Source organism: Calidifontimicrobium sp. SYSU G02091, assembly GCF_022631395.1.
Classification (GTDB): domain Bacteria; phylum Pseudomonadota; class Gammaproteobacteria; order Burkholderiales; family Burkholderiaceae_C; genus Calidifontimicrobium; species Calidifontimicrobium sediminis.
In genome coordinates, this window is sequence record NZ_JALBGB010000009.1 from 69,029 (window position 1) to 82,179 (window position 13,151).

A 13,151-nucleotide genomic window follows, 5' to 3' on the forward strand; every position below is an offset into this window, starting at 1 on the left:
GGGCCCCGGGTCGGATTACCGGTACACCGGGAAATCGCGCGTCAGTGCCGCGACCTTCGCGCGCACCGCGGCGATGTTGGCCTCGTCGTGCGGGCGGTCGAGCACGTCGGCGATCAGGTGCGCCGTCAGGCGCGCCTGCTCCTCCTTGAAGCCGCGCGTCGTCATCGCCGGGGTGCCCAGGCGGATGCCGCTGGTGACCATCGGCTTTTGCGGGTCGTTCGGGATGCCGTTCTTGTTGCAGGTGATGTGTGCGGCACCGAGGATGGCCTCGGCCTCCTTGCCGGTCAGGCCCTTCGGGCGCAGGTCCACGAGCATCACGTGGCTCTCGGTGCGGCCGCTGACGATGCGCAGCCCGCGCTCGATCAGCGTGTCGGCCATCACCCTGGCGTTGGCCACGACCTGCTGCTGGTAGGCCTTGAACTCGGGCGACAGCGCCTCCTTGAACGCGACCGCCTTGCCGGCGATCACGTGCATCAGCGGCCCGCCCTGGATGCCGGGGAAGATCGCGCTGTTGACCTTCTTCGCGATGGCCTCGTCGTTCATCACGATGATGCCGCCGCGCGGGCCGCGCAGGCTCTTGTGCGTCGTGCTGGTGACGACGTCGGCGTGCGGCACCGGGTTCGGATAGACGCCGGCGGCGATCAGCCCCGCGTAGTGCGCCATGTCGACCATGAAGTACGCGCCGACGGCCTTGGCCACGCGCGCGAAGCGCTCGAAGTCGATGCGCAGGCTGTACGCGCTCGCGCCGGCGATGATGAGCTTCGGCTTGTGCTCGTGCGCCAGGCGCTCCATCGCGTCGTAGTCGATCGCCTCGTTCGCATCGAGCCCGTAGCTGACGACCTTGAACCACTTGCCGCTCATGTTCAGCGGCATGCCGTGCGTCAGGTGCCCGCCCTCGGCCAGGCTCATGCCCATGATCGTGTCGCCGGGCTGCAGCAGGCCGAAGAACACGGCCTGGTTGGCCTGGCTGCCCGAGTTGGGCTGTACGTTGGCGAAATTCGCGCCGAACAGCTGCTTGCAGCGCTCGATGGCCAGCGTCTCGACGACGTCGACGTTCTCGCAGCCGCCGTAGTAGCGCTTGCCGGGGTAGCCCTCGGCGTACTTGTTGGTCAGCTGCGAGCCCTGCGCGGCCATCACGGCCGGGCTGGTGTAGTTCTCGCTGGCAATCAGCTCGATGTGCTCTTCCTGGCGGCGGTTCTCGGCCTCGATGGCGGCCCAGATCTCGGGATCGATGGTGGCGAGGGTGTGGTGGGTGCGGTCGAACATGGCAGTTCCCTTCTCGTGGACAGTCACGCAAGGCGTCGGAGTGAAGGGCCTTCGCGCACCGCGCACAGCCGCCGTGGCGGCGCGGGGCGAGGGCTGCCCAGGCGAACGGCACACGCCGCCGCGGCACCGCAGGCGGTGGCACGGCGGCCCGCGCTTCCCGGTGGTCGTCCACCTCGGGCGCCGACCCCGGCCCGCGGGCCGCAGGGAGGGCGCGCCTATCGCCAGTCGCGCAGAGGGCGAAAGTGTATCGGACGCGTCTCGGACGCCGCGTGGCCGCGCGCGCCCGGCGGCTTTCAGTTCATCGCGAGCTTGGGCCAGCCCTGCGGGCCGTCCGACGCCGGCGCAGGCGCCGGGGCCGCGGTGGCCGGGTGCGCGGCGTCGGCCGCGCCGTCATCGGCGGGCGCCTCGGGCGCGGCCACCGGCGTGGCCGGCGGCTGCGGGCGCAGCGGCGTGAACGGCGACAGCGACTTGCCCTGCGCGACCTGCGCGAGCTTGCTCTGCTCGCCGAGCACCTTGCCGACGTAGCCGCCGTCGCTGTCGAGGTTGGCCGCGCCGACGTACCAGCGCAACCCGTCCTCGACGCTGCCGCTGCGCGCGACGTATTCCTTGAGCACCTGCACGCCCACGCGCAGGTTGGCCACCGGGTCGAACGCGGCGTGCGCGCCGCCGAAGGGCTCGTACTTGTCGGTGTGCACGCGCGTCATGACCTGCATCAGGCCCTGGGCGCCGACCGGGCTTTGCGCGAAAGGGTTGAAGCGCGACTCGATCGCCACCACCGCGAGGATCAGCGTCGGGTCCAGCCCGGCGCGCTCGCCCAGGTGCCAGGCCTCCTGCACCAGGCGGCTCACGGGCTCGAGCGCGACGCGGTAGCGGCGCGAGATCCACTGCGCGACCGCCGCCTGCTGGCGGTCGAGGGCGCCGGGGTCGGTCGCCGTGGCGCGTTCGACCGCCGTCGGCTCGGCCAGCGCTACCGTGAGGTCGGCGTCGGCGTCGATGCGCGCTTCCTGCCGCGACTGCAGCCAGTCCAGCGCGGCGACCTCGGCGCGGTGACGCAGGTCGTCGTGCCCGACGGCGAACACCGCGGCCAGCAGCACCGTGAAGCCCAGCAGGGCCAGCCCGTTGTGCCCGACTGCGAGCAGCCCATGGCCGACGTCGCGCAAGAACACCGACGCGCCTTCGCGGGCCTTGTGTGCGATATCGCGAACGCTCATCACACGCTCCTTTCTTCAAGTCACCGCTGCGGAGGCGGTCGTCGGCAGACGGCCGCGATGCGGTGGCGATAATGGTTTGCTGCACCTCGGTGCAGCCTGCAGCGGCGCGCATGGCCTGCGCTGCAGCGTCCGTCGTCGGCGTCCCAACTTGCGGCGGCGACGGGTAAACCCTGATCGGTTCGGGTTGGGCGGATTCTAGGAACGCCAAAAATAACCGGTCAAGCATAAAGAAAACCATATCCATTCCAATACGGCATGAAGTACCGCGACCTGCGCGACTTCATCGGACAGCTCGAGGCGGCCGGCGAGCTGCGTCGCGTCGCCAACGTGGTGTCAACGCGCCTCGAAATGACGGCTTTGTGCGACCGCGTGCTGCGCGCCGGCGGCCCGGCGCTGCTGTTCGAGCGGCCCGACGGTTACACGACGCCGGTGCTCGGCAACCTGTTCGGCACCCCCGAACGGGTGGCGCGCGGCATGGGCGCGCACAGCCTCGCCGACCTGCGCGACGTCGGCCGCGTCCTGGCGAGCCTGAAGGAGCCCGAGCCGCCGAAGGGCCTGAAGGACGCCGGCCGGCTGCTGCAGATGGCCAAGGCGCTGTGGGACATGAAGCCCGCGACGGTGCGCTCGGCCCCGTGTCAGGAGGTCGTGCGCGACGGCGCCGAGGTCGACCTCGGGCAGATCCCGGTGCAGTGGTGCTGGCCCGGCGACGCTGGGCCGCTGATCACGTGGGGGCTGGTGATCACGCGCGGGCCGCAGTCGGTGCCCAACCCGCGCCGGCGGCAGAACCTGGGCATCTACCGCCAGCAGGTGATCGGCCGGCGCGAGGTCATCATGCGCTGGCTCGCGCACCGCGGCGGCGCGCTCGACTTCCGCGATTTCGCGCGCGCGAACCCGGGACAGCCGTTCCCGATCGCCGTCGCGCTCGGCGCCGACCCGGCGACGATCCTGGGCGCCGTGACGCCGGTGCCCGACACGCTGTCGGAGTACCAGTTCGCAGGTCTGCTGCGCGGCGGACGCACCGAAGTCGTCGCGTCGTCGGTCGGCGAGGGCGACACGAGGCTCGACGTGCCGGCCAGCGCCGAGTTCGTGCTCGAGGGCCACATCCCGCCGGCCGAGCCGGGGGCCACCGCCACCAGCGAGCACGGCGTGCCGATGAAGGAAATCGGCGGCTACTGGCACGCGCTGGAGGGCCCGTTCGGCGACCACACCGGCTACTACAACGAGCAGGACTGGTTCCCGGTGTTTCGCATCGAGCGCCTGACGCACCGGCGCGAGCCGATCTACCACTCGACCTACACCGGCAAGCCGCCCGACGAGCCGGCCGTGCTCGGCGTCGCACTGAACGAAGTGTTCGTGCCGATCCTGCAGAAGCAGTTTCCCGAGATCGTCGACTTCTACCTGCCGCCCGAGGGCTGCAGCTACCGGCTGGCCGTCATCAGCATCCGCAAGAGCTACCCCGGCCACGCCAAGCGCGTGATGTTCGGGCTGTGGAGCTTCCTGCGCCAGTTCATGTACACGAAGTTCATCGTCGTCACCGACGACGACGTCGACATCCGCGACTGGAAGGACGTGATCTGGGCGATCACGACGCGCATGGACCCGGTGCGCGACACGACGCTCGTCGACTCGACGCCGATCGACTACCTCGACTTCGCGTCGCCGGTCTCGGGCCTGGGCGGCAAGGTCGGCTTCGACGCGACGAACAAGTGGCCCGGCGAGACGGCCCGCGAGTGGGGGCGGCCGATCGCGATGGACGCGGCCGTCGAGGCGCGCGTGACCGGCCTGTTCGACGACCTGATGCAGCCGGCCAAGCGCTGAGCCGGTCGCGATAGATCGAATTTCGCGCTGCGCCTGCCGATCGGGCTTGTCCGCCGCAGGCGGTGGCGGTAAGGTTGGCTCGCCTGCCGCAGGCAGGCCTTCAAGGCGGGGGCAGTCTTCTGCCCCCCAGGGGCCCCGGACCACATCTCTCCGGATCCCCGAATCGGCGGCGTCAGCCGCCAGCCCCTCCCCGCTTCGGCGCGGAGGGGTTTCCTTTTTTCGGCTCTGTTGAATTTCAAGTGGGTTGCGGGGCATGAGGGTTGATCGCGCGCAAGTCGAGCTTGCCGGCGATCAGGAAGATGACGGTCCTGATCGTCTGGAAGCGCGTGTAGCCTCTGGCGCGACGCTTGGCGGCCTGGAACAGGCCGTTGAACGCCTCGAGGAAGCCGTTGGTCTGGCGCGTCTGGGCCCAGGCGACGATGCCCTCGAGGTGGCGGCGCACGAGCGCGGCGACCTCCTTCATCGGCTTGACCTTGGAGCGCATGACGCAGGCACACCAGTGCCGCAGCATCGCGCGCACGACATTGATCTGCCTGCGCTCGAGGATCTCGCGCAACTGCTCCTTGTAGACCCGGGCGCGCGCGGTGCGCACCGTGCTCATGCGGGCGATGAGCGCATCCAGGTCGGCGGCGGCCTCGGGCTCGAGGCTGGCGCGGTCCTTCAGCAGCGACCAGCGCAGGCCCTTGAGGGACTTGTCGGCGCGCTGCTCGATGCGCCGCATCTTGTCCACCGCCGCGTTGGCGTGCCAGACGACGTGGAACTTGTCGAAGGTGATGCGGGCGTTGGGCAGTTGCTCGGTGCAGCCCTTGATGAACGCCGGCGACATGTCGATGCTGACCGATTCGACTTGCTCGGGCGCGCAGCCGTGTGCGGCCAGCTCGCCGGCGATCGCCTCGATGGTCTTGAGCTCGCGCCCCTGGGCCACGGCCAGCACTCTGCGCGCGATCGCATCGGCCGCCAGCGTGATGTAGTGGTGACCCTTGGCGCGCGAGGTCTCGTCGATGGCCAGCGCCTTGACCTGGCTGAAGTCGGCCTGCTCGAGCGCCAGCGCCACATAGCGCCGGCAGATGGCCAGCACCCGGTACGCCGAGATGCCCACGATGCGCGCCACGGCGGCAAACGGCATCTGCACGCTGAGCATCAGCACCAGCGCCTCGAACAGCAGCGTGAAGCCCGACAGCTTGCCCGCCAACGGCGGCTTGACCAGCACGACCCGCCCGTCGGGCAGCTTCACCCGCGGCGTGCGCACTTCGAGCAAACACTCGTGCTGGAAGAAGTTCAGGTGCCGCCAGGTCTTGATGAGCGTGTCGTGCACGGGGTGCTCGCCAGCCACCCCTTCGACCGCAAAGCGGCTGCCGACAGCAAAGTCGACGCCCACCGTCAGCACCTTGGAAGCCTCGTCGAAGCGCACGCCGGCGACGAACCACGGCGCGGCGATGCCCAGCGCCGCTTCGAACAACCTGTCATGCATCTCGATCGCTCCCGCTCGTCATGGCCGATGCGTCAGGATGCCGCATCGGCCATGACAGTCAGCGTACCGGCCAAGACCCGGCGTCAAGGGTTCGCTGCGCCGGGCTTCGTCCGCCCTTGACCCCGGTCCTTGGCCTGAACTCCCCTTGGCTTACCCACTCGGAATTCAACAGAGGCTTTTTTCTCTTCTGGGCCGCGCTGGATCCGTGTCGCCCACTGTGTCGCCTGCCCAGGTGGCCGCCCGCCGGTGGCGCTTGCGGGCGCCACTACACTGACCGCGTGAGTCGTCGCATCAGGGTCTGGCTGGCATCGGCGGCGGTGTTCGCGGCCGCCGCGACGGCGGCCGTCGTCTGGGGCCTGCCCGCGCTGGTGCAGTCGCAGGCGCAGCAGCGGCTGTCGGCGCTGCTCGGCCGCGAGGTGACGATCGGCCGTGTCGAGACGTCGCTGTGGCGTCTGTTGGTCGACTTCGGTGACGTGCGCGTCGCCGCGCGCGACGCGGCGCAGCCGCCCCAGCTCGAGCTGCGGCGCCTGACGGTCGATGCGCGCTGGCGCTCGCTGTGGGCCGGCGCGCCGGTGCTCGATCGGCTCACCGTCGAGGCGCCCCGGCTGCGGCTTCGCGTGCGCGCCGACGGTTCGACCGACGTCGACGACATCCGCGCCCGGCTGACCGCAGCCGACGCCGGGGCGGCGCCGCCCGCCGACGCGCCGCCGAAGTTCGCGCTGCACAACATCCGCGTCAGCGATGGCGAACTGCACGTTGCCGATGAAGGTGCCGGCGTGGTGCACGACGTGCGTGCCATCGACCTCGGGCTGCCGTTCCTGTCGAGCCTGCCGCTGGACGCCGACATCGACGTCGAGCCGCGGCTCGCGTTCGTCCTCAACGGTGCCGCGTTCGACACCGGCGGCGTGTCGACGCCGTTCGCGCCCCAGCGGCGCACGCGCATGACGCTGCGCATCGGCGACCTCGACCTCGCGCCGTACCTGCCGTACCTGCCGCGCGACTGGCCGTTCGCCCTGCGCTCGGCACGGCTGGCCGGTGAGGTTCGGGTCGACTTCGAGGTCGGTGCCGACCGGCAGCCGCGCGTGACGCTCAGCGGCCACGCGACGGCGCGCGACGTCGCGCTCGAAGGCGTCGTGAGCGGCGACGCGACGCTCGCGCCGCGCGTGCGCTGGGCTGCACTCGACGTCGCGCTCGCCGACGTGCAGCCGCTGCAGCGGCGCGTCCAGCTCGGCCGCGTCGCGCTGCGGGGGCTGCAGCTCGAGCTCGGGCGTGACGCGCGCGGCGAACTGGTGGTGCCCGCGTGGGGCACCGCCTCGCCGAGCGCCGCCTCGACGTCGCCGCCGCCCACGGCGTCGCCGTGGCAGGTGGCCGTCGAGCGCGTCGAACTCGACGACGCGCGGCTGCGCTGGCGCGACGCCGCGGTGCGGCCGGCGGTCGACTGGCAGTTCGCACCGATCACGGCCGCGGCCGGTCCGCTGGCGTGGCCGACGACGGCGCCGGTGCCGCTGCAGTTCAGCGTCGCCGGCCCCGTCGAAGCGGGTGGGGCGGCGGCGACGACGGTCAGCGGCGAGGGCGAGTTCACCGCCGAGCGTGCGCGCGTGCGCGTCGACGTGCAGCCGCTGGAGCTGCAGCGCGTCGCGCCGTATCTGGCGGCGGCGCTGACGCCACGCGTCGAGGGACGGCTGGCCGGGCAGCTCGCGCTCGAGTGGGCCGGCGGCGACGCGCCGGCGCTCGTCGTTGCGCTGCCGTCGGCCGCCGTCGACGGCTTGCGCGTGCGCGACGCGCCGCGCGGCGAGCCGGCCGCCGCGTGGCGGCGGCTCGAGGTCGCCGACGCCACCGTCGACCTGCGCGCGCGGCGCGTGCGCCTGGCGCAACTGACGCTGACGCAGCCGAGCGCGCGGCTGCGTCGCGACGCGCAGGGCCGCTGGAACGTGCAGCAGTGGTTCGCCGCCGCCGGCGCCAGCGGGGCCGACGCGGCCGGTGGGTCCGCCGCGGCCGGCGCGGGCCAGGCGCCGTGGCAGCTGCAGGCCGCGCAGCTGCGCATCGACGGCGGCCGGCTGCAATTCGCCGACGAGCGCCCGGCGCCGCCGGCGGCCGCCGCGCCCGCTGGCGCGTCGACCCCCGCGGCGGTCGCCTTCGAGCTGCGCGGCCTGCGCGCCGACGTGCGCGACTTCCAGTGGCCGCAGGGGCCGCAGGCGCCCGCAGCGCGCGTGCAGCTGGCCACGCGCATCGAAACGTCGGCGGCCGCGACGGCCGCCGATGACGCCACCGCCACGCGCACCGAGGGGCGCCTGGACCTGCGCGGCCGCGCGCGCGTGCAGCCGCTGGGCTTCACCGGCACGCTCGACGCCGAGCGCTTGCCGCTGCACGCGTTCATGCCCTACGTCGGCACCGCGCTCGACGTCGACGTCGTGCGCGCGCAGGCGAGCTGGCGCGGACCGCTCGACGTGCGGCAGGCGCCGCAGGGCTGGGCCGTGTCGGTGCGCGGCGACGGCGCGCTCGGCGACGTGCGCGTGCACACGCGCGGCAGCGACGCGCGCACCGGCAGCGAGCTGATCGGCTGGCAGTCGCTGGCGCTGCGGCAGGTGGCCGTCGAGGTCCCCGCCGGCGGGCGGCCTTCGATCGAGCTCGGCGAGGTCGTGTGGTCGGACTTCGACACGCGGCTGCTGCTCGACGAGCAGGGCCGCTTCAACCTGCGCGACGTCGCTGCCGCGCGCGCGGCGGGCGGCGCGCCCACCCCCGCGCCCGCGGCGCCGGGCGGTGCGGCGCCGGATGCGGCACCGCCTCCTGCCGCGCCCGCTTCGGACGCGGCACCGAGCGCTGCGGCCGCTTCGGCGGGGTTCGGCGCGTCGTGGCCGTTCGACCTCGCCGTCGGTGGCGTGCAGTTCGTCAACGGCCGTGTCGACTTCACCGACCGTTTCATCCGCCCGAACTACCACGCCGAGTTGACCGCGCTGAACGGCCGCCTCGGGGCGTTTCGCAGCGGCACGCGCGAGATGGCCGCACTCGAGCTGCGCGGCAAGGCGGCCGGCACCGCCGACCTCGAGATCCGCGGCGCGCTCAACCCCAGCGCCGACCCGCTCGCGCTCGACATCCAGGCGCGCGCCACCGGGCTCGAGCTCGCGCCGCTGTCGCCGTACGCCGGCAAGTACGCCGGCTACACGATCGAGCGCGGCAAGTTGAGCGTCGACGTGGCCTACCGCATCGACCCCGACGGTCGCCTCGAGGCGCGCAACCAGGTCATCCTCAACCAGCTGACCTTCGGCGAGAAGGTCGACTCGCCGCTGGCCACCAAGCTGCCGATCAAGTTCGCGCTCGCGCTGCTGTCGGACCGCAACGGCGTCGTCGACATCAACCTGCCGATCCGCGGCAGCATCAACGACCCGCAGTTCAGCATCTGGGGGCTGGTGTGGCGCATCGTCGGCAACCTGATCGTCAAGGTCGTCACGGCGCCGTTCGCGGTCTTTGCCGGCGGCGGCGGCCCAGAGCTCAGCCGCGTCGAATTCGCCGCCGGCACCTCCGCGTTCGCGCCGTCGGCCGCCGACGTGCTCGACCGTGTCGCGAAGGCGATGGCCGACCGCCCGGCGCTGCGCATGACGGTGGCCGGCAGCGCCGACCGCGAACTCGAGCGCGACGCGATCCGCCGCGCCGCGTTGCAGGCGCGCCTCGTGGCCGAGCAGCGCAAGGACGCGCTGCGCGCCGGCGCGGCGGCCGACGCGCCGCTGCCGCCGCTGACGGGCGAGGCGCGCGAGGCCCTCATCGCGCGCCTGTACCGCGAGACGCCGCTGCCCGACAAGCCGCGCAACGTGCTCGGATTGCCGAAGGCGATCCCGCTGGCCGAGATGGAGGCGCGCCTGCTGGCCGCGATCCCCGTCGACGACAATGCCGTGCGCGAGCTCGCGCTGCAGCGCGGGCTGGCGGTGCGCGAGGCGCTGGTCGCACGCGGGATGGAGCCCGACCGCCTGTTCCTCGGTGCGCCGAAGCTGCGCGCCGGCGGCGCCGCGGTGCCGGCCGGTGCGGCGAGCGCCGCGGCGGGCGATCCGGCGGCCGATGGCGCCGCCGACGCGGCGGGCGACACGGCACCGTGGACGCCGCGCGCGGAACTTTCGCTCGCGCTGCGCTGACCCAATGCGCCGCGCAGGAACGACGACGATGACGACCGAGACGATCACGCTGGCCGGGGGCTGCTTCTGGTGCCTGGAGGCGGTCTACGAGCAGGTCGACGGCGTGCTCGCCGTCGAGTCGGGCTACAGCAACGGGCACGTCGAGCGCCCGACCTACGAGCAGGTGTGCACCGGCACCACGGGCCACGCCGAAGTCGTGCGCGTGACTTTCGACCCCCAGCGCATCTCGCTGCGCGAGATCCTCGAGATCTTCTTCGCGATCCACGACCCGACGACGCGCGACCGCCAGGGCAACGACGTCGGGCCGCAGTACCGCTCGGGCATCTACGTGCACGACGCGGCGCAGGAGGCGGTCGCGCGCGAGGTGCTGGCCGAGGCGAATGCCGCGCACGGCGGGCGCGTCGTGACCGAGCTGCTGCCGGTGGCCAACTACTGGCGCGCCGAGGAGTACCACCAGCACTACTTCGCGAAGCACCCGCACCAGGGCTACTGCGCGTTCGTCGTCGCACCGAAGGTCGACAAGTTCCGGCGCCAGTTCGCCGCGCGCGTGCGCGGCTGAAGGGCGACCGATGCTCGCGGTGCACGGGCTGCGCCACGCCTACCGCGGCGGGCCGGCGATCGCCTTTCCCGACCTCGACGTGCCGCAGGGCGCGCGCGTGCTGCTGCGCGGGTCGTCGGGCAGCGGCAAGTCGACCTGGCTGGCGATCGTCGCAGCGCTGCTCACGCCCACCGCGGGGCGCGTCGTCGCCGCCGGCGCCGATCTGCTCGCGATGAGCGCGCGCGAGCGCGACGCGTGGCGCGGCGCGCACCTGGGCTTCGTGCCGCAGCGGCTGCACCTGAGCGAGGCGCTCGACGTCGCGCACAACCTCGCGCTGCCGTACGTGGCCGCCGGCGAAGCGGTCGACCGTGCGCGCATCGACGCGCTGATGCGCCGGCTCGGCCTCGCGGGGCTGGGCGCGCGGCGGCCGCGCGAATTGAGCGTCGGCCAGGCGCAGCGCGTCGCGCTCGCGCGGGCGCTGCTGCGCCGCCCGCGGCTGCTGCTGGCCGACGAGCCCACCGCCAGCCTCGACGACGACCACGCGCGCGAGGTCGTCGCGCTGCTCGCCGAGGGGGCGGCCGAGCAGGGCGCGACGCTGGTCGTCGCCACGCACGACGCACGCGTGGCCGCCGCGCTGCCCGACGCCGTCGAACTGCGGCTGCAGGCGCACGCATGAGCCTGGCCGCACTCGCGTGGCGCTACCTGTGGGCGCGGCCGCTGGCCGCGGCGCTGAACCTCGCGCTGCTGGCGCTCGGACTGGGCGCGATCACGTTCGTGCTGCTCGTGAGCGAACAGGTCGAGCGCGCGGTGCAGCGCGACCTGGCCGGCATCGACCTCGTCGTCGGCGCCAAGGGCAGCCCGCTGCAGCTGATCCTGTCGGGCGTGTTCCACCTCGACGTGCCCACCGGCAACATCCCGCTGGCGGCGGTGCAGACGCTGCGCGCGCACCCGCTCGTCGAGCGCGTGATCCCGCTCGCGCTCGGCGACAGCGTGCAGGGCTTTCGCATCGTCGGCACGACGCCCGACTACCTCGCGCTGTACGGCGCGACGCTCGCGCGCGGCCGCGCGTGGGACGCATCGATGCAGGCGGTGCTCGGCGCCGACGTCGCTGCGGCCACCGGCCTCGCACCGGGCGCGACGTTCGCCGGCCAGCACGGCCTCGGCCGCGACGGCCACCCGCACGGCGACACGCCGTACACCGTCGCTGGCGTGCTCGCGCGCTGCGGCTGCGTGCTCGACCGCCTCGTGCTGACCGCGCTCGAGTCGGTGTGGCAGGTGCACGAGGACGACACCGCGACCGACGAGACCGACCGCGCCGTGCTCGAAGCCGAGCGCGAGGTCACGCTGCTGCTGGTGGGCTACCGCTCGCCGCTGGCGGCAGCCACGCTGCCGCGCTGGGTCAACGCACAGGCCGGGCTGCAGGCGGCGGCGCCGGCGATCGAGTCGGCGCGGCTGCTGCGGCTGGTGGGCGCCGGCACCGAGGTGCTGCGCGGCTTCGGCGCGCTGATGGTGCTGGTGGCGGCGCTGTCGGTGTTCGTCGCGCTGACGCACGCGGTGCGCGAACGCGAGGGCGACCTCGCGATGCTGCGCATGCTGGGCGCGCCGCCGGCGCGCGTCGCGGCGCTGGTCGCGGCCGAGGCGTCGTGGCTCGCGGCGCTCGGCGTCGCCGGTGGCCTGACGCTCGGCCATGGCTTGACACATTTGCTAGGCTGGTATCTGGCCGCCGAGCGTTCGCTGGCGGTCACCGGCGTGTGGTTCAGCGCTGCCGAGGCCGTGCTCGTGATCGCCGCGTTCGCGCTTGCGTGGATCGCGGCGGCGTGGCCGGCGCGGCGTGCCGCGACGCTGGACGTGACGACGCTGCTGCAGGCGGCACGATGAAGGAACAGGGAAGTTCGTCGACCATGAACGAGGCCCGATGGAGATGGTGGCTGGCGCTGGCGGCAATCGCCACGTCGGCGAGTGCATTCGCGCAGCCCAAGGTGTCGGAGCATGTGCGCAAGGACATCGAGCGCCACCGCGCGATGGCTGCCGCGCACGAGAACGCGGCGCGCTGCCTCGAAGCGGGCAGGCCCGAGCAGGAGTGCCAGGAGCGGCTGCGCACCGAGTGCAAGGGACTGGCGATCGGCCGCTACTGCGGCATGCGCCATGAACACTGAGCGCCGCGGCTCCAAGCCCGCCTGCGCGGGCTTGGACGGCGCGAAGGCCGCGAGCTCTGCGAGCGGCAGGGGCGGCCGCGCCGGCCTCGCGGCGGCGTTGCTGGCCGCTGCGCTGGCCGCCGTGGCGCAGCCCGCCACGCCGCCGGTGCCCGGGCAGGGGCCGGGCTACCACGACCCGCGCAGCGCGATCCCGCCGCTGCAGGAGCGCGAGGGCGTCGTCTCGTGGAAGCTGCTCGCGATGGTGACGACGCGCGTCAGTGGCCACCGCGTCGTGCCGACGTTCCCCGACCCGGTCAAGGCGCTCGACGGGCAGAAGGTCAAGCTGCAGGGCTTCATGCTGCCGCTCGAGCCGGGCGAGCGGCAGTCGCACTTCCTGCTGTCGGCGGTGCCGACGACGTGTTCGTTTTGCGTGCCCGCCGGACCCGAAGGCCTGGTCGAGGTGCGCACGCGCGCGCCGGTGCGCTACAGCGTCGATGCGGTGACGCTCGAGGGGCGCCTGGCGGTGCTGACCGACGACCGCTACGGTCTGTTCTACCGCCTGAGCGAGGCCGCCGAGGTGCGCTGAGC

At 73.1% G+C, this 13,151-nt stretch carries 10 protein-coding genes; 7 read left to right on the forward strand and 3 right to left on the reverse strand.

Going from position 1 to position 13,151, the window contains the following annotated elements; all coding sequences use genetic code 11:
* Window positions 1-15 precede the first annotated feature (15 nt).
* A complete protein-coding gene (gene glyA / locus MOJ79_RS08050) occupies window positions 16-1,266 on the reverse strand; it encodes a serine hydroxymethyltransferase (RefSeq protein WP_241923686.1) in 1,251 nt (416 codons plus the stop codon).
* A gap of 293 nt (window positions 1,267-1,559) precedes the next feature.
* Window positions 1,560-2,477 carry a lytic transglycosylase domain-containing protein gene (locus MOJ79_RS08055; protein WP_241923687.1) on the reverse strand — a complete coding sequence of 306 codons (918 nt, stop codon included), beginning with the start codon at window positions 2,475-2,477 and terminating at the stop codon, window positions 1,560-1,562.
* A gap of 255 nt (window positions 2,478-2,732) precedes the next feature.
* Here MOJ79_RS08055 and MOJ79_RS08060 point away from each other — a divergent pair, with 255 nt between their 5' ends.
* A complete protein-coding gene (locus tag MOJ79_RS08060) occupies window positions 2,733-4,295 on the forward strand; it encodes a UbiD family decarboxylase (protein ID WP_241923688.1) in 1,563 nt (520 codons plus the stop codon).
* A gap of 235 nt (window positions 4,296-4,530) precedes the next feature.
* On the opposite strand, the gene MOJ79_RS08065 is transcribed toward MOJ79_RS08060, so the two are convergent.
* The gene (locus MOJ79_RS08065; RefSeq protein WP_241923689.1) at window positions 4,531-5,766 is read right to left on the reverse strand and encodes an ISL3 family transposase; all 1,236 of its coding nucleotides are present in this window, start codon (window positions 5,764-5,766) and stop codon (window positions 4,531-4,533) included.
* 278 nt (window positions 5,767-6,044) lie between these two features.
* On the opposite strand from MOJ79_RS08065, the gene MOJ79_RS08070 reads away from it, so the two are divergent.
* Genes MOJ79_RS08070 through MOJ79_RS08095 form a run of 6 tightly spaced genes read left to right on the forward strand, consistent with a single transcriptional unit; the run spans window position 6,045 to window position 13,149 of the window.
* A complete protein-coding gene (locus MOJ79_RS08070; protein WP_241923690.1) occupies window positions 6,045-9,890 on the forward strand; it encodes a DUF748 domain-containing protein in 3,846 nt (1,281 codons plus the stop codon).
* Between the two features lie 28 nt (window positions 9,891-9,918).
* The gene (gene msrA / locus MOJ79_RS08075) at window positions 9,919-10,449 is read left to right on the forward strand and encodes a peptide-methionine (S)-S-oxide reductase MsrA (RefSeq protein ID WP_241923691.1); all 531 of its coding nucleotides are present in this window, start codon (window positions 9,919-9,921) and stop codon (window positions 10,447-10,449) included.
* 10 nt (window positions 10,450-10,459) lie between these two features.
* A complete protein-coding gene (locus MOJ79_RS08080) occupies window positions 10,460-11,104 on the forward strand; it encodes an ABC transporter ATP-binding protein (RefSeq protein ID WP_241923692.1) in 645 nt (214 codons plus the stop codon).
* Window positions 11,101-12,306, forward strand: coding sequence for an ABC transporter permease (locus MOJ79_RS08085; RefSeq protein WP_241923693.1), 1,206 nt, complete (start codon window positions 11,101-11,103; stop codon window positions 12,304-12,306). Before MOJ79_RS08080 ends, MOJ79_RS08085 begins: the two co-directional genes overlap by 4 nt.
* Window positions 12,307-12,329: 23 nt before the next feature.
* Window positions 12,330-12,584 (forward strand): hypothetical protein, encoded by a 255-nt coding sequence (locus tag MOJ79_RS08090; protein ID WP_241923694.1) that lies wholly within the window; start codon window positions 12,330-12,332, stop codon window positions 12,582-12,584.
* Window positions 12,574-13,149, forward strand: coding sequence for a DUF3299 domain-containing protein (locus MOJ79_RS08095; protein ID WP_241923695.1), 576 nt, complete (start codon window positions 12,574-12,576; stop codon window positions 13,147-13,149). The genes MOJ79_RS08090 and MOJ79_RS08095 overlap by 11 nt, the downstream gene beginning before the upstream one ends.
* The last annotated feature ends 2 nt before the right edge of the window (window positions 13,150-13,151 follow it).

Coding starts and splice junctions, on each gene's coding strand:
- glyA (WP_241923686.1), bottom strand. CDS start 1,266: ATGTTCGACCGCACCCACCACACCCTCGCCACCATCGATCCCGAGATC.
- MOJ79_RS08055 (WP_241923687.1), bottom strand. CDS start 2,477: ATGAGCGTTCGCGATATCGCACACAAGGCCCGCGAAGGCGCGTCGGTG.
- MOJ79_RS08060 (WP_241923688.1), top strand. CDS start 2,733: ATGAAGTACCGCGACCTGCGCGACTTCATCGGACAGCTCGAGGCGGCC.
- MOJ79_RS08065 (WP_241923689.1), bottom strand. CDS start 5,766: ATGCATGACAGGTTGTTCGAAGCGGCGCTGGGCATCGCCGCGCCGTGG.
- msrA (WP_241923691.1), top strand. CDS start 9,919: ATGACGACCGAGACGATCACGCTGGCCGGGGGCTGCTTCTGGTGCCTG.
- MOJ79_RS08080 (WP_241923692.1), top strand. CDS start 10,460: ATGCTCGCGGTGCACGGGCTGCGCCACGCCTACCGCGGCGGGCCGGCG.
- MOJ79_RS08085 (WP_241923693.1), top strand. CDS start 11,101: ATGAGCCTGGCCGCACTCGCGTGGCGCTACCTGTGGGCGCGGCCGCTG.
- MOJ79_RS08090 (WP_241923694.1), top strand. CDS start 12,330: ATGAACGAGGCCCGATGGAGATGGTGGCTGGCGCTGGCGGCAATCGCC.
- MOJ79_RS08095 (WP_241923695.1), top strand. CDS start 12,574: ATGAACACTGAGCGCCGCGGCTCCAAGCCCGCCTGCGCGGGCTTGGAC.